21 protein-coding genes are annotated in these 23,314 nt (G+C 30.4%); 15 read left to right on the plus strand and 6 right to left on the minus strand.

Annotation, left to right across the window (positions count from 1 at the left end):
* The first annotated feature begins 21 nt into the window (after positions 1 to 21).
* The 4 genes from GYM73_RS01955 to GYM73_RS01970 are packed head-to-tail and all read left to right on the plus strand — an operon-like array spanning position 22 to position 4,126.
* Positions 22 to 1,128, plus strand: a complete 1,107-nt coding sequence (locus tag GYM73_RS01955) for a DUF2931 family protein (protein WP_220233979.1) — start codon at positions 22 to 24, stop codon at positions 1,126 to 1,128.
* A gap of 32 nt (positions 1,129 to 1,160) precedes the next feature.
* The gene (locus tag GYM73_RS01960; RefSeq protein WP_220233980.1) at positions 1,161 to 2,267 is read left to right on the plus strand and encodes a DUF2931 family protein; all 1,107 of its coding nucleotides are present in this window, start codon (positions 1,161 to 1,163) and stop codon (positions 2,265 to 2,267) included.
* A 1-nt stretch (position 2,268) separates the two neighbouring features.
* Positions 2,269 to 3,900 carry a phospholipase effector Tle1 domain-containing protein gene (locus GYM73_RS01965; RefSeq protein ID WP_220233981.1) on the plus strand — a complete coding sequence of 544 codons (1,632 nt, stop codon included), beginning with the start codon at positions 2,269 to 2,271 and terminating at the stop codon, positions 3,898 to 3,900.
* Positions 3,878 to 4,126: a hypothetical protein gene (locus tag GYM73_RS01970; RefSeq protein WP_220233982.1), complete on the plus strand. Its 249-nt coding sequence runs from the start codon at positions 3,878 to 3,880 to the stop codon at positions 4,124 to 4,126. Before GYM73_RS01965 ends, GYM73_RS01970 begins: the two co-directional genes overlap by 23 nt.
* A gap of 85 nt (positions 4,127 to 4,211) precedes the next feature.
* Here the strand turns inward: GYM73_RS01970 and GYM73_RS01975 are convergent, their stop codons facing one another.
* From GYM73_RS01975 to GYM73_RS02000, 6 genes are all read right to left on the minus strand, one after another.
* Positions 4,212 to 4,367: a hypothetical protein gene (locus GYM73_RS01975; protein ID WP_220233983.1), complete on the minus strand. Its 156-nt coding sequence runs from the start codon at positions 4,365 to 4,367 to the stop codon at positions 4,212 to 4,214.
* A gap of 17 nt (positions 4,368 to 4,384) precedes the next feature.
* On the minus strand, positions 4,385 to 6,811 hold the full coding sequence (locus tag GYM73_RS01980) for an excinuclease ABC subunit UvrA (protein WP_220233984.1): 2,427 nt from the start codon (positions 6,809 to 6,811) through the stop codon (positions 4,385 to 4,387).
* Positions 6,812 to 7,485: 674 nt separating this feature from the next.
* Positions 7,486 to 7,638: a hypothetical protein gene (locus GYM73_RS01985; RefSeq protein ID WP_220233985.1), complete on the minus strand. Its 153-nt coding sequence runs from the start codon at positions 7,636 to 7,638 to the stop codon at positions 7,486 to 7,488.
* A 50-nt stretch (positions 7,639 to 7,688) separates the two neighbouring features.
* Positions 7,689 to 8,894 carry a DUF6596 domain-containing protein gene (locus GYM73_RS01990; protein ID WP_220233986.1) on the minus strand — a complete coding sequence of 402 codons (1,206 nt, stop codon included), beginning with the start codon at positions 8,892 to 8,894 and terminating at the stop codon, positions 7,689 to 7,691.
* Positions 8,884 to 9,240 carry a YciI family protein gene (locus tag GYM73_RS01995; protein ID WP_220233987.1) on the minus strand — a complete coding sequence of 119 codons (357 nt, stop codon included), beginning with the start codon at positions 9,238 to 9,240 and terminating at the stop codon, positions 8,884 to 8,886. Before GYM73_RS01995 ends, GYM73_RS01990 begins: the two co-directional genes overlap by 11 nt.
* Positions 9,241 to 9,869: 629 nt before the next feature.
* On the minus strand, positions 9,870 to 10,712 hold the full coding sequence (locus GYM73_RS02000; protein ID WP_220233988.1) for a hypothetical protein: 843 nt from the start codon (positions 10,710 to 10,712) through the stop codon (positions 9,870 to 9,872).
* Positions 10,713 to 11,643: 931 nt separating this feature from the next.
* Between GYM73_RS02000 and GYM73_RS02005 the strand changes: the two genes are divergently transcribed.
* The 11 genes from GYM73_RS02005 to GYM73_RS02055 all read left to right on the plus strand — a co-directional run bounded on the left by GYM73_RS02005 (position 11,644) and on the right by GYM73_RS02055 (position 23,302).
* Positions 11,644 to 12,735, plus strand: coding sequence for a PKD domain-containing protein (locus tag GYM73_RS02005; RefSeq protein ID WP_220233989.1), 1,092 nt, complete (start codon positions 11,644 to 11,646; stop codon positions 12,733 to 12,735).
* A gap of 49 nt (positions 12,736 to 12,784) precedes the next feature.
* Positions 12,785 to 15,223, plus strand: a complete 2,439-nt coding sequence (locus GYM73_RS02010) for an ATP-dependent Clp protease ATP-binding subunit (RefSeq protein ID WP_220233990.1) — start codon at positions 12,785 to 12,787, stop codon at positions 15,221 to 15,223.
* Between the two features lie 29 nt (positions 15,224 to 15,252).
* A complete protein-coding gene (locus tag GYM73_RS02015) occupies positions 15,253 to 15,699 on the plus strand; it encodes a hypothetical protein (RefSeq protein WP_160542641.1) in 447 nt (148 codons plus the stop codon).
* Positions 15,700 to 15,701: 2 nt separating this feature from the next.
* Positions 15,702 to 17,075, plus strand: coding sequence for a DUF5458 family protein (locus GYM73_RS02020; RefSeq protein ID WP_160542640.1), 1,374 nt, complete (start codon positions 15,702 to 15,704; stop codon positions 17,073 to 17,075).
* Between the two features lie 120 nt (positions 17,076 to 17,195).
* Positions 17,196 to 17,717 (plus strand): hypothetical protein, encoded by a 522-nt coding sequence (locus GYM73_RS02025; protein WP_220233991.1) that lies wholly within the window; start codon positions 17,196 to 17,198, stop codon positions 17,715 to 17,717.
* On the plus strand, positions 17,718 to 18,431 hold the full coding sequence (locus tag GYM73_RS02030; protein WP_220233992.1) for a hypothetical protein: 714 nt from the start codon (positions 17,718 to 17,720) through the stop codon (positions 18,429 to 18,431).
* A 13-nt stretch (positions 18,432 to 18,444) separates the two neighbouring features.
* Positions 18,445 to 18,879, plus strand: coding sequence for a GPW/gp25 family protein (locus GYM73_RS02035; protein ID WP_160542637.1), 435 nt, complete (start codon positions 18,445 to 18,447; stop codon positions 18,877 to 18,879).
* Positions 18,880 to 18,882: 3 nt separating this feature from the next.
* Positions 18,883 to 20,733, plus strand: a complete 1,851-nt coding sequence (locus tag GYM73_RS02040) for a type VI secretion system baseplate subunit TssF (protein WP_220233993.1) — start codon at positions 18,883 to 18,885, stop codon at positions 20,731 to 20,733.
* Positions 20,730 to 21,380, plus strand: coding sequence for a C40 family peptidase (locus GYM73_RS02045; RefSeq protein WP_220233994.1), 651 nt, complete (start codon positions 20,730 to 20,732; stop codon positions 21,378 to 21,380). Before GYM73_RS02040 ends, GYM73_RS02045 begins: the two co-directional genes overlap by 4 nt.
* A 3-nt stretch (positions 21,381 to 21,383) precedes the next feature.
* The gene (locus GYM73_RS02050; protein ID WP_220233995.1) at positions 21,384 to 22,331 is read left to right on the plus strand and encodes a type VI secretion system baseplate subunit TssG; all 948 of its coding nucleotides are present in this window, start codon (positions 21,384 to 21,386) and stop codon (positions 22,329 to 22,331) included.
* Positions 22,328 to 23,302, plus strand: a complete 975-nt coding sequence (locus GYM73_RS02055) for a TssN family type VI secretion system protein (protein WP_220233996.1) — start codon at positions 22,328 to 22,330, stop codon at positions 23,300 to 23,302. Before GYM73_RS02050 ends, GYM73_RS02055 begins: the two co-directional genes overlap by 4 nt.
* Positions 23,303 to 23,314: the final 12 nt, after the last annotated feature.

Raw genomic sequence — 23,314 nt, forward strand, 5'->3', positions numbered from 1 at the left:
TATATATATAAATATTTAACAATGAAACTAAAAATAAAAAATCATTATCTGATAGCGCTGCTACAACTTCTTTCTGTGGTGGTAAGCTGTCAGGATAAAAATAAAAAAACTATGAAAGAAGAATTTGAATGGAATGAATCCGTCTCCTGTCCTTTAGGCTATCCGGTAGACGTGTTTATGGGAGGGTTAGAATTAACCGATGGTAGCTTTACCAGTTTATTTTCTGGGTTACATACAGGGTTAGGTGGATGGGGTAGCGAAGGAAGAAGTATGAGCAGTGGAGTAAAGCCGTTGCCCAAACGTCTAAATGTAATATGGATTTCTTTTGCCGAAAAAACCTTTTACCATGTGGATGCCGAATTGGATTACGAAAAAATAGCCGGTCTTTTTAGAAAGGGATATTTAACTCCTTCATATAATAAAGAGCATCCACAACCCTATAAACGGACCTATGAAACGATCAATGTAGGCTTTGCCCCGGGAGGAGTAGCCGTAGTTTGGGTCGCGGGAATAGTAAGACAAATAGAAATAGGAAGGTATCAGGGAGTGAAAACGGAAATTCCTAAAGAACAAGTAGAAAAACTAAAAGACGAACCTGTTTACAGTATGCTACGGCCGGAATATCAAGAGTCGGTGATAAAAAATCCGGGGATTATTCCTCAAGAAGTGCAAGATGCTAATAAAAACAAACCCATTCCTTATGGGCTATGGGATACGTACAGGAAAAAATATAATTGGAAATTTAACTTTGATTTTCCAAATTCAGATGAATTAACCAATAGAGTAACCTGTTTTTATTTTAATGGGGAAATGGAAGTTTTATTTGGAGATTATCCGATAAAATTATATCAAATACCGGAAGAGTTGAGATGGAACAAATCAGAAAAAAAAGCAATACCCAAGAAAATGTCATTTACGTGGATAAATAAAGATAAAATCATAAAATCGGGAGAAATAATATTTAACGAAGCCCAGATATTTAAGGCTTTTGAAGAACTAACTCAGGGAAATATGGAAGAATCAATACAATTAACCGTACGAATTATCCATACCGGAGACGATGCCTCGGTGTGGTTGGAAGGAAACGGAAAAAGCATCGGATTGTATGAAAGTGAAGTTGATATATAATGGTAAACCATTAATTATATAAATATTTAACGATGAAACTAAAAATAAAAAATCATTATCTGATAGCACTGCTACAACTGCTTTCCGTAGTGGTAAGCTGTCAGGAAAAAAATAAAAAAACTATGAAAGAAGAATTTGATTGGAAGGAAACTGTTTCCTGTCCCTCAGGCTATCCCGTAGATGTGTTTATGGGGGGATTAGAATTAACCACAGGAGGCTATACTAGTTTATACTCAGGAGTGGTAGATCATGCAGAATGGGGGAGTGCGGGAAGGAGTATGAGCAGCGGAGTAAAGCCATTGCCCAAACGTCTAAATGTAATTTGGATATCATTTGCAGAGAAAACCTTTTATCATGTAGATGCGGAACTGGATTATGAAAAAATAGCCGGTCTTTTTAGAAAGGGATATTATCTCCCCTCTATAAATAAAGATAACCCCGAACCATTTAAAGAAAATTATTGGACAATAAATGTAGGCTTTGCCCCGGGAGGAATGGCAGTGGTTTGGGTAGCAGGAGCAGCTCGTCAAATAGAAGTGGGCAGGTACCAGGGAGTAAAAACGGAAATACCCAAAGAGCAAGTCGAAAAACTAAAAGACGAACCGGAATACAGTATGCTACGTCCGGAATATCAAGAATCCATAATGAAAAATCCGGGGATCATCCCACAAGATGTGCAAGATGCTAATAAAGACAAACCCATTCCTTACGGGCTATGGGATACGTACAGGAAAAAATACAATTGGAAAGTAAATTATGAACTACCCAAAGAGGCAGAATTGGATGAGATGACATATGATTTTTATAACGGAGAAGAAATAAATTTATTTGGCGACTATCAAATAAAAAGATATCAAATACCAAAGGAATTGCACTGGAACTATGATGAGGAAAAAGCTATACCTAAACAAATAAGTTTTCGTTGGAAGGAAAAAGTAAAAAAAAACTGTGGAGGGTATATCAAATTTAATGAAGATCAAATATTTAAAGCATTTGAAGAGCTTACACAAGGTAAGGCGAAAGCAGTACCTCTACAAATAACCATACGAATCACCCATACCGGAGATGATGCTTCAGTATGGTTGGAAGGAAACGGAAAAAGCATCGGGTTGTATAAAAGTGAGGTAAAAATATTTTAAAATGGGAAAAACCTTTGTATTTAACAGTGGAGAGGCCCGATCTGAACCGGGAGAGCTTCAACAAACCTATGGACTGTTTTTTGACGGAACACTTAATAACCGAGAAAATACCCGGATATGGAAAAAAGTGCGAGGGATAGACGGGTATGGAAATCCCACCGAGGAAGAAATTGAAATATTTGAGCAAAATGCCCGGGAAAAAAAATTCTTGAGCAGAAAACGAGTAGATAAAGAAAGCACCAGTTATCTAAATGATTTTACCAATGTAGGCAGAAAATCTATGAGTTGTTATGATGATTATACCATTTATGTGGAAGGAATTGGTACCCAAGACAAAAAAGAGGATAAACTATGGGGGTATGCCTTAGGAAGGGGGGAAACGGGTATACTGGGAAAAGTTAGGAAAGGCTGTCAAGATTTGGCTAAAAAGATTATGAAATCTAAAGAGTCACGCAAAGATCCTAATAAGATATCTGAAATTTTAGTTACCGTAGATGCTTTTGGCTTTAGCCGAGGAGCGGCGGCCGCACGCTATTTTGCATACAATATTCAAAAATTAGCGTATTCAGCGAAAGTAAAAAATGGTAAATATTATGATCATGAAGGAAAAGAAGTGCCACAAGCTTGGGTAAAAAATGGAAAACTGCCCCAAATGGGTAATTTAGGAACAGCCTTATTAAAAATGGGATTTAGTCATGAACTAATCGACAATACCTTCATTCATTTGCGTTTTTTAGGAATCTACGATACAGTAGTTTCTTACGATCCGGATACCTGGCTTTTACCAAATTTCAAAAGTAAAATATCTAAATTACATTTAGATGAATTAGGAAGACCACAAAAAATCGTTCATTTTACCTCGTTGGACGAGCATCGGGAATATTTTCCACTTACCCGCATTAAGCCGGGGAACAATCGCATAGAACGCAATTTTCCCGGGGTTCACAGTGATATAGGAGGCAGCTATTCCAACTATACCGAAACCGGCAGCGAAAACCTGTTAATCGAAAAAAGGCCAAAATATGAATTGGAAAAGCTGATAGACTATCGAGCAGAACTGATCCAAGGCGGATGGTATACGCCGGAACAATTAAAAATAGAACCCAAAATGGTAACCAAGCACAGCCATTACAGCTTAAAAGGCGAACGGAACCTAAGGAAAGAATACAGCTATATCTTTCTACACCTGATGCGGGAAGAATCAGAACCCTATATGGGGAAGTATTATATGCCCGGCGAAATGGAGAAATACAGTCTTTCGGGAAACAAGATCCTGGAACAGGCCAAAGAGTATCTACAGCTTTATACCATGAAATGGAATGAAGACTGGGTATTGAAAAGCGAAAAAGAAGAAAAAAAACTCAACCAAGCCACTCCAACAAAAGAAATCAAGGATAATTATTTGAATCAAGCAGACAAGAAGATACCAACAGAAGAAAAAACAGAAACTAACCACCAACCAATCGAAAAAGAATTAGAAGAAATATACGTCACCGATTCCGATCGATTGCTAAAGAAAATAAGAAACTACTACTTGCATTGGTCTTCCCATTGGGGAGAATTGGGCAATACGCCCAATAAAAGCAGAAAAAGAGAATATTATAATGCCGATGGAACCGTTGACACCAATTGAAATAAAAATGCAGCCGGGAAAAACGTACTACTACCGACTCACTACAAGTTTTATGGATCAAATGAATCATGGAAAAGGTAAGGAAAAACTTTGGACCAGAAATGTCGGAGTCTTATTTACCGGAAAAACCCGTGAACATCTTCACTTTCAAATTCTGTGTTTTCGCACGGAAGTAAAGTTGGAAAAAGCCATACCCCAATATAATTTGCTTCGGGTTTTTCTTTAAATCACCGTAAAATATACTGATAATTGATTTATGTAATTTTTGCTGAGGTAGAGAATCGCAAATCTTCAGACTATACTTAAATATTTTATTCTTGTAAAACAATGCCGCCTTTTCTCAAAATAGCGATTCCTTTAATAATACCTAGTTGAAAATTCAAGGCGACATCCAGCTCTCTCAATTTATCTGGATTCATATCCACCGATTCTGCATCAATGGTTTCTAATTCTTTTATATTAACCATAATCAAGTATCCACTTTTTAAATCGTAAGGTATTTTCCGATTAGTGATTTTGGATTTTTCACCAAGTCTTTAGGCGTTCCTTCGGCAATGATTTCACCGCCTTTTAATCCTCCTTCAGGGCCAAGCTCTACGATCCAATCACACGATTCAAGAACTTCATGATTATGTTCAATAACAATCACAGAGTTTCCGCTTTTGATTAATTCATCCAACAGTTTTATCAGCTGAGCTGTATCATAAAGACTTAAACCAGTAGTGGGTTCATCCATGATATACAAGATATGACCTTTTCGTTGCCGTCCTAATTCCTTCGCGAGTTTTAGTCTTTGGGTTTCCCCCCCGCTCATTGTTGAAGTGGGTTGCCCAAGCTTTATATATCCCATACCAATCCGTTCCATTATCTGTAACGGACGAACAATGAAATCATTATCACTAAATAGGGCTATCGCTTCCGAAATCTGCATATCAAGAATTTCTGAAATATTTTTCCCTTTATACATGACAGTTAAAGCTTCGTTGTTATACCTTTTACCTTTACATTTTTCGCATGTTGCGTACATCTTTAAACTACCTTCAGGAAAAATAGCTTTACGTCCACTACCATGACACTCTCGGCAAGCGCCCTCGGAATTGAAGGAAAAGTGTCCCGCCGTTAAATTTGACCGTTTTGCTTCGGGTTGTTCTGCAAATAATCTGCGTATCTTGTCCCATATTTTGGTAAAAGTAACAGGATTCGAATTTATATTTCTTCCTATTGGTGCCTGCGATACTTCAGCAAAGCCAGAAATATTTTCTGCGCCATCAAGCCTTTCGGCTATTGTTTCGATTAACAGTGATTCTTCTTCAAGATCTACTGCTTTTCCATTGGTATTGTTCTTATTGGCGTCTAAGCGAAAATAACTTTTTAACAGGGGCGTAAGCGTGTTCGATATCAAGGAGCTTTTTCCACTTCCGGAAACGCCCGAAACCCCAATAAGAACGCCTAATGGAAATGCGACTGAAATATCTTTTAAATTGTTGGTTTTGGCGTGTCGAATGACTAAACGAGGAATAGCAGAATCATCGATATTTTGTTTTAACATCCTTACCGGCATTTTTGCCTTGCCGGAAAGATATTGTCCTGTCAATGATTTATCGCATTTTAACAGGCCTGCATAATCACCTTCATAAATCACTTCTCCGCCTTCAATCCCCGCTTTGGGACCAATATCAATAATATGTTCTGCTATTTCTATCGTACTTCTGTCATGTTCCACGACAATAACCGTGTTACCTAAATCTTTAAGCGCTTTTATAGATTGTAAAAGTTCAAGTTTTTCTGATTCATGTAGTCCGACTGTGGGTTCATCAAGAATATAGATAAGTGACTCAAGTTTGGATTCCAAATGCGAGTTAAGGAAGAGTCGTTGTATTTCCCCGCCACTTAGTGAGGACATTTCTCTATAAAGTGACAAATGACCTAAACGAGAAGCAATTAATGAGTTTGTTTTACCCAAAATATCGTTAAGAAGATTTTTCCCAAATTGCGTTATTTCGTTTAGTTCCAATGCCGATTCAAAAAACGTTTTAGCCTCGTCTAAAGTCATTTTGCCGACTTGACCAATATGTTTATCATTAATTAATATGTTGCGAGCTTCTTCACCAATGCGATATCCATGACATTCTGAACAGAGGGTTATTTCGTACAGACCATTTAAATATTCGCCTCTTTTGTGTTTAGCTTGCAAAATTCTTGATAAGCAGAAGCTTTGATTTGCACTGTTATTGCTGACATAATGCCCGTTTACCACTTCTTCTTTTATTTCATCCGGTATTTCTAAATAAGGCTGATCCATATAGCCTTTGAAATTCCTTTCCAAGACGCGAAATATACCGGGGGTTACCCCGATAAAATTAAATAACTCTCGAACGGTGGGATTTTTATTTGCAATAAGCTTTTCCATATTAACGTGATAATATGCGCCTCTGCCAGCGCATTTCATACACATTCCGTTAGGGTTATTATAGGAAAAATAGCCTAATTCAAGGCGCTCTTCCTCATGTCCACACTTAGCACAGACCCTATCTTGTCCAATAGTTTCGTTGCACTCTGAACATTTAACCTGTCCTTCACTTGAATACAGTAGGGCGAGAAGGTTGAATATGTTTGTTTTTGAACCGACTGTTGATCTTGGGTTATTCTGACGTACAACGCTTTGTTTAACTGCAATTGTCGGGCCAATACCCTCTATGCTTGCAAATTTTCTCTCATTTTCAAGTCCCGGAAATATTCCTAATGATTGAAGATACCCTTTACGTCCTTCTTCAAACACAATATCAAACATCAGACTAGACTTTCCTGATCCACTTATACCAGTAGCAACGGTTAATTTGTTTTTGGGAATAGTAATATCAACATCTTTAAGATTGTGAATGCGAGCTCCTGTTATTTTTATACTTTTCATCTAATCACACCTTGTCTTTTTAATTAAGAAATTCCAACTAATTTATTTATCGTTAAGATCAACCTATTGAGGAAATATAGAGCATTATTTTTTATTAGTGAAATAAATATAAAAATATTTTAAAATATATTTATAATGTTATAATTATACTATATATTTAAATATTATTCATTTAAAATATACTTTTTATATTATTACTATAAAAGTATTTTAAATTTAATTTAAAATTTATTTATTTATAAGTAAAGACTTTAAATATTCAATTACTTTCCGAAAATAGGAAATACTCGCACCATAAGGTTTAAGAACTGTTGCGTAAGAGTGTCTGGCTTGTATGTACTAATAGCTGTTTAATTTTTAATGCTCATGCAATTTTCTTCATTATTTTACCGCAAAACTTAATCACACTCGCAATGATTTTCTTTTTTTCTTGCAAAGGTGTTTCATGTGCTATCAAATAAGGGAAAGGGTAATTATAATCTTTTTTATCTATACTGTCCCAGCGATTGATAATTTATATATTTTGAATGAGATTGTTACATAAAATTCATGTTTATCTTTAGCAATCCGTAAGATTTTATGTCGGTAAAAGAATAACTCATCTTACTCGATATTGTTAAAGTTTAAGAGCTAAATATAAACAAAGTTAATTTCATTGCATAGATAAAGAATAATCATAAATTACGATATTGTGTGGTTGCATTTAGTCCTTCATCAAAATTAGTAATTTGTTTAATCTGTCCATGTGTTAAGGCGGGTTTTCGACTTTTTGCCGTTGGAATTTCGTGTAATTCCTTACCAAAAGGATAATCATTAGGTTTAATCATGCCCGTTTTATTTTGGAAAATCAATAATCTAATAAATATCTATTTTATTATTAAGATAAACACTTTAAATATTCTTTTCTTATTTTTTGGTTCATTTTATTACTAAGCGTAAGAATTATATCATGTGACTTTTTAGGGTTGGACTCTTTCATTATTATAGCTTTTACTAAAGAAAAGTATAGATAATGATCTGATAGTTGATTTTGAACTTCTGAAAGAATGTTCATGGCTTTATCTGTTTTTCCAATTTTGCTTAAGCAAAATGAGTAATTAAGTCTTAGTATTGGTGATTGCGAGATTTCAAGCATCATTTCATATAAATATGATATTTCAGTCCAATCTTTTAAGCTAAAATCTTTTTTAGACATATACTTGCTGATGATAATTGCTTCAATATAGTATTTATTATTATTTTGGGGTTTTTTAATATGATGGAAAGCCATAGTAAGTAGTTCTTTATTCCATTTGTCTCGATTTTGATTAAAAAAGGAAATTAATTTCCCATTATCAATTTTTGCAGGAATTCTTGATATGTGAAAATATAAGATAGCTAGTAAATTACTGGTTGAAGTATAATTGAATTTATTATATAATAATCTTGTCAAAACAAATGATTCTAAGCATAAATCTTTATTCACAATATTTTCAGTATTTTCGCTAAAAGAATCAAAGCCAATATTGAAAACGGCATAAAGGATTTCTTCAACAATTGATATTGTTTTTTGATTAACCGTAACGGAATTTATTTCGATTTTTTGGCAATTTAAATCAATATTAAGTTTCTTTTTAGTTCGGTTAATGCTTTTATAAATAGCTTCTTGATTAATTAAAGTGGATTCACGAATTTCAAGTATGCTTAACCCAAATATATTTTTGAGTATAAAAATAATTTTAGATTGTGTGGATAGGCTGTTTAACGAAGAGATAAATAGTATCGTTTGCAAACGAAGATCGGTTTCATATGGATCTACTTTTTCATCTTCTATAAGTTCTATTGAAAAATTATAATCATCTTTTTGTTTGCGTTTTATTATATTTAGTAAATCATTACGAGCTACCATGAATAGCCAATTTTCTATATTTTTTGATATATTATTTTGTTTCCGGATTTTCAGATACTTCAAAAAAGAATTTTGAATAGCATCTTCAATTTCAGAAATATGGGTAACACCAAATCTCTTCAATAATAAAGAAAAAAGCTTTCCGTATAACGTTCTGTAATTTATTTTATCTTCAAAAGGTAAATTAGGAATCATAATCTTCCATATTCAAGATCGGACGGATTTCTGTTGTTCCCCCATAATAATGGGTCGGGCACTCTTTAGCTAACTCGATAATAGTTTCTAGATTTTCGCTTTGTAATAAATAATAGCCTCCAATTATTTCTTTGGATTCCAAGTATGGCCCGTCTTTAATAACACAGTCTTTACCCGTAATAAGTACACCTTTTTCATGTAATCCATCCCCTGAAATTAAATGCCCTGTTTTTGCTAATTTTGTTGCCCATTTCATATGAGCATCAGCTAATGCCTGCATTTCTTGTTCTGATAATTCTCTTAGTTTTTCATTATCTTCGTGTAATAATAATAGGAATTGTTTCATTTTAAATGTTTTAATTTATTTGAAGACATTTTATTATGCTATTTTTGGACATTTTTTGGAATAAAAATTTTAAATAATAAAAAACTTACATTAGAAATACTATACAAAGATAAAATAAAATATGATGTTTAATATTTAATAAAGGGGATTTGGTTATAAATAACTATATAAATTAAACCACCCTTAAGCCTTTTTAGATGAATTTTCGGATTATATGATTTTATATAAAGTTATTGCGTCTAAATTATTGTTTTTAAGGGAAATTCATTCAGACATATCAAAAATATAGCTAAACTAACGAATTAAAGAAATTAAAAACTTAAATAATTAAAAAGATTTTTATTGAATTAAGTATATGAATTAAAATATATAAAAAAGTGAAAAAAATAAAATCTAGAAATAATAAGTTAGAAAATATTAACTGTGATAATTCAAGTGACAAAGAATATATTAGATGATCAGATATATTATAGATTTATACAAATAAACAGTTTTTTTAATAATTTATTTAACAAATAATAATAATAATCACATAATTTATCCGAAATTATCTATATGGTAATATTTTTGACAAATTAACTAAACAAAATCTTTTAGTAAACTAATTGATTTATAATTAATAGAAGTTTTTAATTACGATTCATAATCTCATTCCAACATTTTCCGGCAGCCATTGCTCTTTGACAATCACTACCAACAAAACCAATTTTGCTTTTATCAAAGCATCTTGCAGGCCATCCATTATAATCCATGCAATTTGTAAATTCTCTATCACATTTTCCATTATAACTGAAAGCTGTGCTACAATTTAAATTTCCATGATTTTGATAACAGGAAATGGAACGTGCAGTAACAGTTTTATTTTCTAAGGAGTGATGAGTAAAGCTTCTTTCTCCTAAATTAAATACATAGGTGTTTTCAGCAGTATGATCTTTCATTGCCTTTTCTAATTTTTCAGCTAGCAATATCTGATTTCCTTCTATGCTATTAAAATCTGTTCCCGAAACGAATTCGGATGCTTTTCTTCCAATCACTTGTATCCGAGAAGTAGTTTTTAAATTTACTAACGCATCTGTAATAAAGCTTCCTCGATTACTTGCTTCATACGTTTTTCCATTATAGTTTACTATAGCATCACTCATCGGGAAATATACTCGAATAAAAGAATAATCTTCAGGATAATAAATTGATTTGTTAATTTCAATTAATTCTTTTTTGTATAATTCTTGTACGTTCTTAATTTCTTGAGCTTCATCTTTGTTGAAATAGACTGTTTTAAATCCAATTAATTTAATTGAATCATTATTTGATTCCGGATAAAGATGTCTTATGTAGTTTTTTTCGAAAGTAGTAATGCTTTCTTTCTTATTTGATATCGGGTTGATATCATTTTCATTACTACAGCTATTAATTAATAGTAATCCGTTAATGGTAATAAATAAAGCCTTAAATAATTGAAATTTCTTTTTCATTTTTTCATTATAAATCAAATATAATAATTAATTTATAAAGGATAATTATTTTTAAAAAATAATTAATATGGTATATTTATATATATTTTAAATATAATCAGTATGGTAATATTTGGTAAAAGCTTATAAATACTTTATTATTAAAATTGAATTAATTAGCATTAAGAATATAATTAAATTCATTGTTAGTTCAATTTGTTCTTGTGAGGTTATCGTATAGAAAGTAAAAGTGTAAGAATATTAATAACGATAACTTTTAATCAAATTCTGTTAATGTTTTTTTATTTATTTTTATAAATAAATGAGATGATATGGGAAAAGATTAATTGTATTTATATTAAAATAAATTAAGTTTTATAAAAAATATGTTACCTAATTTAATAAATGACAGTAAATATTTTTTACACAATATAAAGTATTTTATACATTTATCTAAATATACTTACATATAAAAAAACAATGCCGATTTTTATTTTAAAGAAAACTAAATTTCAAAATATAATTTAATTGGAATTTATTTTAATATATTAAATTAAATATATTAAAATCATTTTATAAAATGATATAAATAATAATGTATTAAAAATACTATATATCATAATAAATCTCAGATTTTTAAATAGAAAAATATAATATAATTTTAAATATGTAATTATAATGCATATTTATTATTATAATCAATTAATTATCAATGTATTGTGTATTTTTATTATTTTAATAATATAAATATAATAAATATATTTCAATATCAATATGTTATAAAGATCGTTAATAATCTGATGTTTTAAAAATAATAGTTAATTATTTATAAAAAAATAAATATTTCTCTATGTATGTTTATATATTATAAAAAAATCATAATTTATTTTATATATATAAATATTTTTCTTAAGTTAGCAAATGATATATATATTTAATATTTTGTGTTGTAATGAGCTATAAATTAAAAAATTCTTTTAATAAGTTTTTTAAAAAAATAGATTTTAGAATAATTTTTATATTTATTATATTTATTCTTATCGGGTTATTTATTTTATTTTATAAATATTCTAGATATATCGACTGCAGTAAGGTCGATTTTGCGATTGAAGCTGAAAGAAAACAGGTTGGTGAAATAATCGGATTTAAAGATTTAACACCTAATGCTAAAAGTTGGGTGTGGGATTTCGGTGACAATTCTGCCAAAGTATACGACCAATCCCCATTCCATAAATATGATAAATCGGGAATGTATATCGTTACCTTGCAGGTTAATGGTTCATGTACTTTCCAAAAAACTTTGGAAATAAGGGGTTTGGGTAAAATTATAGATTCCATGAAAATCCCAAAAATAATTGCTCCAACGGTAGTTACTGTTGGACAGCCAGTTGAAGTTTATTATAAATATTTAGGGGAGGCTTTTTCGTGGGAATGGAGTTTTGGGGAATCAGGGCAAATGGATAATACTTCTGAATATCCGGTTTATAGTTATAGTTCACCGGGGAAAAAAAGATTGACATTAGTAATCAATGGGGATATAACGCATATTGCCAGTAGGGATATATATGTGAAGCCAAGAATATTGAATGTGTCTAATATTGATACTCTTAAAAGATATATACCGGAAAAAGATACCATTGTATACTATTTACCTCCGGGTAATCCACAGAAAGATCCTATGGAAGAATTTTTAAGATATATACCTGCTATACCTATGGAGACTCCGGTAGAAGAGAAAATTAGTAAAATAGAAGAAAACTTAGCTCCTTCCATTTCTGAAAATCAGTTTGAATTATTATTAATTGATGTAGCTAAGCAGAATAAAGCTAAGGAAGACTTTGGTAAATATACTTGTGATAAGTATGATTTTCCGGTAATTAAAAACGAAAAAATTATTATACCGTTTTCGGAATTTTGTGATAAAATCCAAAATAAAAAGATAAAAATTGAATCCATACGACTTACCAAAAATAATAGAAACTGCATTGAAGGTTTAACCATAAAATATAAAATTAAAAAAGGACTTTTCTGGGTTTATGAATAAATAATCAAAAAAATGATTTTAAATATAAAATATTCACTTTATACTTATTATGGAAGCGACATTTACTGAAGAAATATACTCGGCTTTAAATATAGCTAGAAAATATGCAATTGAAAAGAAAAATGCACATTTTGGCGCACCACATTTTCTTAAAGCAATTCTTCATAGAGATTTATCTCTTTTAAAAGAATTAGAAGCTATGAAAAAAGATGTTTTTTTTATAGAGGAATGGGCAGATGTGAGGATAGATGATTTTCCACGAGCAAGCAGAAATATAAAACCGGAAGCTGATGATAGTATTGATAAAATTATAAAAGAAGCAGATGAAATAAGAGATATACTAGGTAGGGAAGAGGTAGACTTGTATTGTATAATGGCAGCAATGGCAACTCCGGGTGTGGGTTTCAGCTTCGATCAAATGAAAAGTTTTCCTATTGTTAGAGGCGAATTATTAAACGATATTGGTGATGAAAATAATACAAGGATATCAGAAAAAAACAATGGTATAAATGCTTCTATAAAGTACTTATATAAATATTGCAAAGATCTGTTAGCTAAAGCTAAAAAAAATCCTAAACAAATTGTGGCCAGAGAAAAAGAGATTAAGGAGATTGTAGAAATTATAAGTCGTTTTTCTAAACCTAATGTTCTTTTGCAAGGCTATCCGGGTGTAGGTAAAACAGTATTAATCGAAGGATTTGTAAATCAAATTGTTCAGAAACAAGCACCTGATGAATTATTAAAGACTAAAGTTTATGAATTAGATTTAGGGACATTAATAGCAGGGGCATCATATAAAGGTGAAATTGAAGATCGCTTAAAAAAGATATTGCAAGAATTAAAATCATTTCCTCAATCAATACTTGTTATTGATGGAATTCATGTTCTTTTGGATAAAAACAGTGATAATTCAGGAATTTCCAGTATTTTAAAAAGTGAATTATCCGGAAATAGCGGACTAACACTTATCGTGACTACAACGGTAGATGAATATACTAAAAAAATTGAAAAAGACGAAGGGCTTTCCAGTATGTTTGAGGTGATTAAAGTTGAAGAACCTAATGAAGAACAGGCATTTCGAATATTAAAATCAGCTTTGCCTTCATATTTAAAACATCATACGATTAAGGTAACTGATGAATCTATTACAGAATCCGTAAGACTTTCTCAAAGATATTTAAAAGAAAAAAGTTTGCCTGAATCAGCGTTGAATTTATTGGATCGAACCATGTCTGTAATTAAAACTGCAGGTATTTCTTTTCTAAAAGAAAAAGATGCTTTGCAAGATAAATTAATAACAATACAAGAAGGAGAGGGTAATAAAAAACTTGAATTAAAATGGTTTTATGAAGATTTAAAAAAGAAAGCTCAATATTTATTGGTCCAAGAAAATTTAATAAGGGATGACATAGAATTATTATCTGAAGATTCTTTATACGAATATTTAAAATCTTTATTAGAAAGATTAAATCAAGTAGCACAATCCAAAAAAGAACATATAGATCCGATTGATTTAGCTGCAGTTGTGGCGCAAAAAACGGGAATTCCATTAGGTAAGCTTCATTCAGATGAAAAAGATCGGTTACAAAATATGGATGAGATACTTAAAAAAAGAGTAGTTGGACAGAATTATGCCATTGAAGTAATTACAGAAGCAGTTTTAGAATCTCGCTCAGGATTAAGTAAAGCAGGACAACCGATAGGATCTTTCTTTTTTCTAGGTCCTACAGGAACAGGGAAAACAGAATTAGCAAAATCATTAGCAGATTTTCTTTTTCAGGATGAACAGGCGATTATTCGTTTTGATATGTCGGAATTTAAAGAAGAACATTCGGCTGCATTATTATATGGAGCTCCTCCGGGTTATGTAGGATATGAAGAAGGGGGATTATTGGTCAATAAAATCAGACAAAAACCCTATTCCATAGTATTATTTGATGAGATTGAAAAAGCACATTCATCTGTATTTGATGTCTTTTTACAAATTATGGATGAAGGTAAACTTCATGATCGCTTAGGTAAAGAAGGAGATTTCTCCAATGCTTTAATCTTATTTACCTCTAACATCGGGGCAAATTTCATTGTGGATTCTGTTAATACGGGTAAAGGCTTGCCTTCTTCGAATCAATTAATGGAAATAATGTCAGGTAATTTTAGACCGGAATTTTTAGGAAGACTTACCGAAATAATTCCTTTTAGTCCTATAACTAAAGATAATGCTATGGGAATATTTGAAATTCACTTGAAAAAAGAATTATTAGATCTGGTTAAAGATTTGAATATTGAATTAAGCTTGTCGCAAAATGCTAAGTCCTTTTTAGTTGATAACGGGTTTAATGCCACGTATGGAGCAAGACCTTTAAAAGGAATAATTCGTTCAGCTTTACGAAGACCTATGGCTAAAAAAATAATTTCCGGAGAAATTAAAGAAGGGAATAATGTTACTGTGGATATGCTGGATGATAAATTACAATGGATAATCAATTAAAATAAATTATTAATTAAAATTTAAATAATATGTTATCAAATTATGGCATTGGAGGAAACGAAGTTCCTTTAGATGCAAATGAAGCAATACTGGAAATTGCACAAAACCGTACTTTAATAGCTCAAAAATTAACAGGTCAAACTCCTATCAGACCTGAAATAATCGAAGGGTTAACAACCGTTGAACAAGTTTTCGAACACTTTAAACCGGAAGTAAAAGTAAATTTTGAAGATGCAGACGGAGTTACCCAATTTGAAGAGCTAAAATTTAAAAATCTTGGAGATTTTGGAATAAAAGGGATTACAGCTCAAAGTAAGTTTTTAACTGATTTACAGGTTGAAAAAGACCAATATCAAAAAATTATTAAACAGCTTAAAACCAATAAAATTTTAAAAGCAGCACTTGAAGATCCGGAAGCCAGAGAAGCTTTAATGGATAGTATAGAAGGGCTTATTAACGAATTAAATCAAAAATAGTTATGGCTAAAGAAAATGTAAAAGCGCAAATTCAACCGGTAGATGTTGCGGTATCAGAACAAGCTAATAAAAAAATTGATATTAAAAGTGGTTTAGATAAATTAGCCAAATTTGGTGGATTTGATTTATTAGAAGCCTCTATAGAAAATGTTCAAAATTTAAATCCGGAACGTAAAGCTAGAAGACAAATATTTTTAGGTGATTCCAATAAAAAAAATGAACGCAATGCACTTAAGAAAACATTAGAACTTTGGCTTAATGTGTTGAAGAATAATACCAGTCTTACAGATATGGTGGCGCTTAGTGAAGATAAGAGTAAACTTGCCGATAAAACATTACAAAAGAATTTAGCTAATGCAGTAAGAGAGACTGAAGAGCTTGAAAAGGCCTATCGTACCGTAGCTTTATTTTATAAAAATACAGATCAGGATAAGGTAAAAAATGTTTCAATAATTAATGCAGAATTAGACCAATTAACCGATTTAGACAACACTCGATTTATAGATGCTATACATACAGAATTAGTAGATAATTATGATCGACTGGATTTAAAAAATAATTATGGGTTATTAGTTATACCCGGTTATTTAGGTAGTAATAAAGTAGTTGAAAAATGGGCAAAAATTGCTCATGAAAATAAAGTAATGTTGGTAACGGATTTTGCTCACCTTGATGAACCGGATGATGTAATGGAGATGTTTGATGAAGCATATCTTACCGGTGGAGACATTTATCGTTCCAATGTACTAATGACATGTAATTGGTTAGTTGGAAGAGGAAAATTTGATGAAATTCAAGAAGAAAACGATCTATACATACCCCCATCCGCTGCATTAGCCGGTAAAATATACGGAACTTTAATGTCGCAAGTTACTGCAGGTAAAAAATTTGGAGGAATTAATGAAATAGAAGGAGTTAAGTTCGATCTTAAAAAAAGCGAAATAGCTAATTTAGAGAATATGGGGTTAATTCCAATGGTTAATGAATATGGTAAAGTAATGGCTTTCTCCGGTAAAACCCTATTCAATGGAGATAATTTAGGGCTTCAGACCTATTCAGTGGTGAGAGTATTTGACTACGTTACCAAGGTATTAATGGATTTTTTAAATCGTAGAGCATTTGAAAATTTTACAGCAAAAACACGTAAAGAAATTATGAATCAAATTGTACGCTTTTTAGATGGTATTACCGGCCCGGATAAATTAATTGAAAACTTTGAAGTAAGAAGATTCGAACAAGATGCAGTACAGAAAGATCGAATTTATTTAGACATACATTTAAAACCTTATTTCCCGGCTAAGAACTTTCTTATAAAAATGGATGGGCATAAAGGAGATGAAGGAAATGATTGGGATACTGAATATGAACAAAAATAATTGATAGTACCAAGAGAGGGAAAATTTTTTACCTCTCTTTTTAAAAATTATAATATGAATATAAAAAGCAAAATCTTTAAATTATTTTTTATAAGCGGATGTATATTCTTAGGATATAATATGTCATATGGGCAGTCAAGTTTACCAATGAAAAAAATAAAAGAAGACACTTTGCTAACAAAAATAGTTGATTGCAATGCCTTGTTTACACTAAATAATAGGAAAGTAGATTTAATAGGAGGTAAACCCTATATCTATGCCGAACCTTATTATGAAAGAGTTTTTAATAGTAAAAAAGATTTTGCTGTATTTCAGACGATTAAGAGAAAAGGAAGTCGACCTCTATTATTTGTGAAATTGTTTAGATTTAATACCTGTCTCAAAAAAGATGAGGTCATGGAATTTATTACAATTAACGGTTATAGATATAGAATAAAAAATAGCTATAAACCAAACTGTGACGGATATTTATTAGGTAAGATCAGGAGAAAAGATATTAAAAATCTAATTAGAAGTGATATAAGCAGTATTAAAATTATAACTTTCGATAGGGATTATGAGTTTCATTTAGAAACACCAGAGGCCGAACGAATAAAGGATGAATTTCAATGCTTGAAAAGTAAACGTTTTAAATTCAAATAAATGCCATTACCTCAATTAGGTTTATCATTATCTATAACAGATAATCCCGGATCACCTATGTATTCCGGAAAAGGTGAGAGGGAGAAGATGTCCGATTTTGATTCCGCTATACGACAACATACTATTACCATTGTTATTACTGATGAAAAAGTCAATGAAATTGAATTTAATCTTAGTGAAAAAAACTTACATAAAATCATGTTACCTACCTATAAAATGATGGTAACTGATGACAAAACAGAAGAAAAAACTTATTATGAAGTAACTCGTGACTCTTTATTGCTTAATGAATTAAAAATTAACAAAACAGGTGGAATTTCATTTTTAGGAATAAATATTTTAAAAAAAACAGTTTATATGTTACCTGTAGTCGCTTTTGAGCCATTAAAATCCGTTAAAGAAGTATTTGAAGTTTCCAAATACCGTACAAAAAAAGATAATTATTTGTATTATACTCTACATAGGAACAATGAAAAAGCACTTTTAGTGTCAGGATTACCTCCTGAAAGCTTTATTAATTCTACAAGTTGTGAACATTTTTTTTACATCGAGGATCACCATCAAGGGCAAAAATTTATAGGAGATATTTCTTATAGAGAAAAATTTATAAAAACTATTCCTAAAGTTGAAATACACCTTATTAAGCGTCTAAATAATATTAAAGAATTTGAATTAGACAAATCAGGTAAAATAAACAAAATTATTTATTTATAAATAAGAAATTGATATGTATGGAATTTATTATAATATTCCCATAAATTTTCAGCATCTCATTGAAAAAAAAGATGTTGAAAAAACAAATTTAGATCAATCAATAGCTAAATATATTAATTTAATTGTAACCTCTTCTTTTGGAGAATGTAAATTCAATGAAATGTTAGGATGTAAAATTTGGGAGATGGATTTTGATTTATTATCAGACACTAATAGTTTAAGAGACAAATTTAAAAATGATATTAAAGAAGCTATAATGATGAATGAGAGTAGATTAAATTTATTAGAAGTTGATGTTGCGATTGGTGTAGGTCAGAATCCTTCTTATAATAATTCAATACGATTAAAGAAAAAAGTAACGATGAAAATAGATGGACTGATTAAGAAAACAAATAGACCCTTTAATTTTCATGGATATTTTTTTATTGGACCTCTTTCACAAAATTAGAAAATGGATACTCAAGAAAAAATAAAAGACAGAATTCTTAGAAGAGCTGCCCAAACATGGGGTTATACGGATAGTGAACTAGAAACATCCTTTGACCCTATAGTTGCTCTGCTATTAGAGGCTTGCGCATCAGAATTAGAAAAAATATCTGCTGAATTAAATAATTCCAGATCACGTATTATTGAAAGATTATTGGAGATAATGTCTCCTGAGATTAATACCGGAATTATACCTGCCAGGTCAATTCTTCATTTAGAGCCTATTGAAAATAATTTTACTATATCCTTGGAACATCAATTTAGATGTAAAAAAACAATACAAAATATTTATGACCCATTACAACCTATTGTTAAAGATATATATTTTGGAACAACTTTACCCTTTATTTTAACAAAAGCTAAATTAGACTATATCGCTTTTGGCAATTCATTATATTCTTTAAAAAGAACTATTCACAAAGATCCTATTGCAAAAGAATCAAGATTTATGAAACCGGGATCATTATGGTTAGGAATAACTTGTCCGGATGGTGTTGATAAACTGGAAAAGCTTATGTTTTTTACGGATGTAAGGAATATATCTCAAAGGGAAATTTTTTATAATTATTTAAAACAAGCCAAATTTTATATTAACAATCAAGAAATACCTTATAAAGAAGGATTTAATGTTGAAAATTATACAATTGATATTGATGCAGTTGTAAATAAAAACTATAATAAAATCAATCAATTATATACAGATGTAAATAATTTTTATTCAGATAAATTTTTGCATTTTACCCAAGATATTATTATCAAAGATGAAGTATTTAAAGTCCCGGATGAATTAGTAGATTTATTCGGCAGCAACATAACTAAAATTAATGATGCAGAAAATGTAATTTGGATTCAGATTCAATTTCCGGAAGTTGTTATTAATGATGCTTTTGAAAATGTAATGTTTTACATTAACGCGATTCCTGTTATTAATAAAAGATTACTTACTCAAAATCAAACCATTGGTTCTTTTATTAATTATATACCTTTAGCTTCTGAAGATATATTCTTAGATTTAGACAGTATAAATGATTCGAGAGGTTACCAATATCATATTAAGGAATTTTCGGAAGGAAATTTAGATATAGGAGATGCCACGTTGAGACATACTGGTGTTACTCGATTTGATGAACGGAATGCTTCTGAATTGATTCAATATCTGATTGAATTGTTAAAAGATGAAAGTGCTTCCTTTACCGTAATTGGTGGCGATTTTATTGATGGGACGATTAAAGAGATCAACAAATCGATTGCAACATTGGAGCAGCACATAAAAGAAAAGAAATTCACAAAATCTAATTTTCCTTATGCTATTATTCGTCCAAAATCTGCAGCTATAAAAAATGATAATGATTTCTTTACTATAAGTTATTGGGTTACTAATGGGGAGGAAGCCAATGATATGAAAGTAGGAACTCATTTGGACGGGATAGGAACTAGTGATTTCAACCAAGATTCTATCATGCTGATTAATACATCAGTAGGAGGTAAGTCCAGGATGGATACTAAAGGTAAAATTGATTCATATAGAGAGGCTCTTTTAACTCGAGGAAGAATAGTAACATTTGCTGATATAAAAACTTTTTGTCAAAACCATTTTAAGTTTACTATTACCGGGGTGGAAATAAGAAAAGGTACCAAAATCGATACTTCTACAAATAAAGGATTTGTCCGAACCATTGATATAATTTTAGAAAGAAATTTAACACCGGATTCTACAATCACTGATTTTGAATGGCAATATTTATGTGATAACATGCTTTATAAATTAGATAAAGTTTCCTCTAATATTTATCCTTATAGATTATTAATAAAATGAAAAAGAATATACTTGCACTATCTGTATTGACGTTTTTTTTGTTCTATGCATGTCAAAATAAGTATTATAATGAAATACCTTATAAGTTCAAATACAATGAAGATGATATAAAATTAAAATTAGGAATTACAACAAATTACCTGCCTATCTTAGATACCTTAGATCAACAATATGAAAAAAATTTAACAGATAAACAAATTTACCTTAAAGAAAAATATTCAATAATCCTAGGTATTAAGCCGGAGGAATTAACCAATTATAAATTTTATTGTTTTATAGATAAATGGATCGGAACACCTTATGCAACTAAAGGTTTTACCACTGATAGTTTGAACATAGGGGCATTTACAAGTGCTTTGTATCAATTAACTTTTAAGAGAAAAATACCCTCCACCCCACTGGGAATCTTTAATTCTCCGGAAATTAATCTCTTTACGGGACGAAAATTCCTTAAAGAAGGAGATATCCTCTTTTTTAGATATCAAAAAGATATTCCGGTTGGCGATATAGGAATCTATTTAAGAAATAATAGAATATTAGTAAGTACCAGGAGTAAAGGTTTAATAATAAGTGATTTTAATTTAGATTACTTTCAACTTAGATATGTTAGTGCCGGAAGACTAATTATTGATAAAGAAACTGAATAAATGATGGAAGCTATAGAAACAAATATCCTATCGGAAGAAATAAAAAATAGGATAAATAATTTGAAATTTGATCTAAAAGCCGAAGTTATTATTTCAGAAATACTCGAGCAACTAGACAATAAAGAACAAAACATTTTAGTAGATCACAAAGGACAATTTAAAAGACCTTTTAGGAAAGATGTTTTAGGGGCGGAAGTTGTTAATTACAATTATGACATAACAGAGTATGTGAAAGTTAATTTATCTAGAGATGGTATTTATGATACTCTCCCTGAAGGATTAACTCACCAACTGGGAGCCGATAAACCAAAAAAAATGGTCTCTGATATGACTAAAGAATATAAAATTCATAAAAAGGAAGAAGAATATGCAAGGAAATTTTTCTTTCCATTTGAAAATGAATTTTTTCTTAAAGCTATAGAAAGAGAAAATATTGAGAAAGAAATTTTGTTGGAACTTAATGGATCTAAACCACTGGATTTCTTTTACGATTTTTGGCATATTGATCGAGAATTGCCTCCCGTATTAGTTTCTAAATTAATTAGAATCTTGCCTTATCTCCATAAAATTGTTGGAAATCTTGATATGACCGTGCATTGCTTAAGCTATTTGTTGGAAGAAGAAGTGGAAATAGCAGAGCAAGGATATAAAGAACAATCCAGTTCAGAGGAAGAAATAAATCTGGGAAATTGCAGACTTGGTTTAGATATGATTTCAGGGAGTGCCTATATGGATTACTCATTATACTTAGAATTTAAAATCGGACCGTTACAAAAGACTTCATTTTTAGATTATATTCATCAAGGTAAACTAAAAAAATTTATAGAATTATTTTATGAATATTTTCTACCTATGGAAGTAGATGTAAAAACAACCATATTATTAGAAAAAGAAACAGAAGTTTTTAATTTAACTGAAAATACAATTTTAGGAATAACATCGAGAATATGAAATTTAAAACATATTTTAAGGACTTAATAGATCCTTCAATTATAACAGGAGTATTGATAATATTGGCGGTATCTATAATTGTCTATATTTTTTTTAGCTCAAAAGTAGAAGGTTTCAAACAAAAATATAAAAACAAATTTATAGCATACACCATTATATTAGTTTTAGTAACTGCATTAGTGGTTTTTATAGGTTCTTCTGAAGTTTTTAACAATCAGATATTTAGCATTTTTATTTTTTATCAAGTAGTTTTTTTTATACTAGGAATTATCCATTGTTTCGTCTACAGAAATTACTTTGATAAGTTTGATTCTAAATCTCCCTGGATTGAATTACTTTTTAGTATAACTATGGTGATATACATTCTTATACCATTTCTATTCGTGTATACACTGGTAAAAGGTAATACGTTTGTATATAATATGATGTTTTCATCATTAGTTTTTATCATTCCGACATCTATATTTTTAACATTTCAAGCATCTATTTCAATTCCTCCGAAAATATATAAAACTTGGCAATTTCCGGAAGAACATGCCTATCCTGATCCACCGGACAGCGAATATAGAGACATGGTAGTCATTACTTTTGTTTTCCATAGAGATCCTAATTCAGATATACGAACAGAATTTAGAGCAAAAGCTCCAATACGTATGGATTTTGGAAGATTATTTTATCATTTTGTAAATGATTATAACTTAAGAAATCCTGATTCAACTATTAATTTGCTTGATATAAACGGTGAAAAACAACATTGGGTATTTTATTTAAAATCTAAATATTTAGGCTTACCAAAATTTATTAAGCCTGATTATCCATTGTATGTAAATTCAATAGAAGAGAATAGTGTCATCATATGCCAACGTACACCTCCATTAATTAATTCTGAAGAAGAATTGAAATATAATTTTGACAATGATCAAAATGATGAATTTGAAAATATAAATGAAAAAAACAATGATAATTTTTAAAATAAATACTTC

The organism is Apibacter sp. ESL0432 (assembly GCF_019469225.1).
Taxonomy (GTDB): Bacteria; Bacteroidota; Bacteroidia; order Flavobacteriales; family Weeksellaceae; genus Apibacter.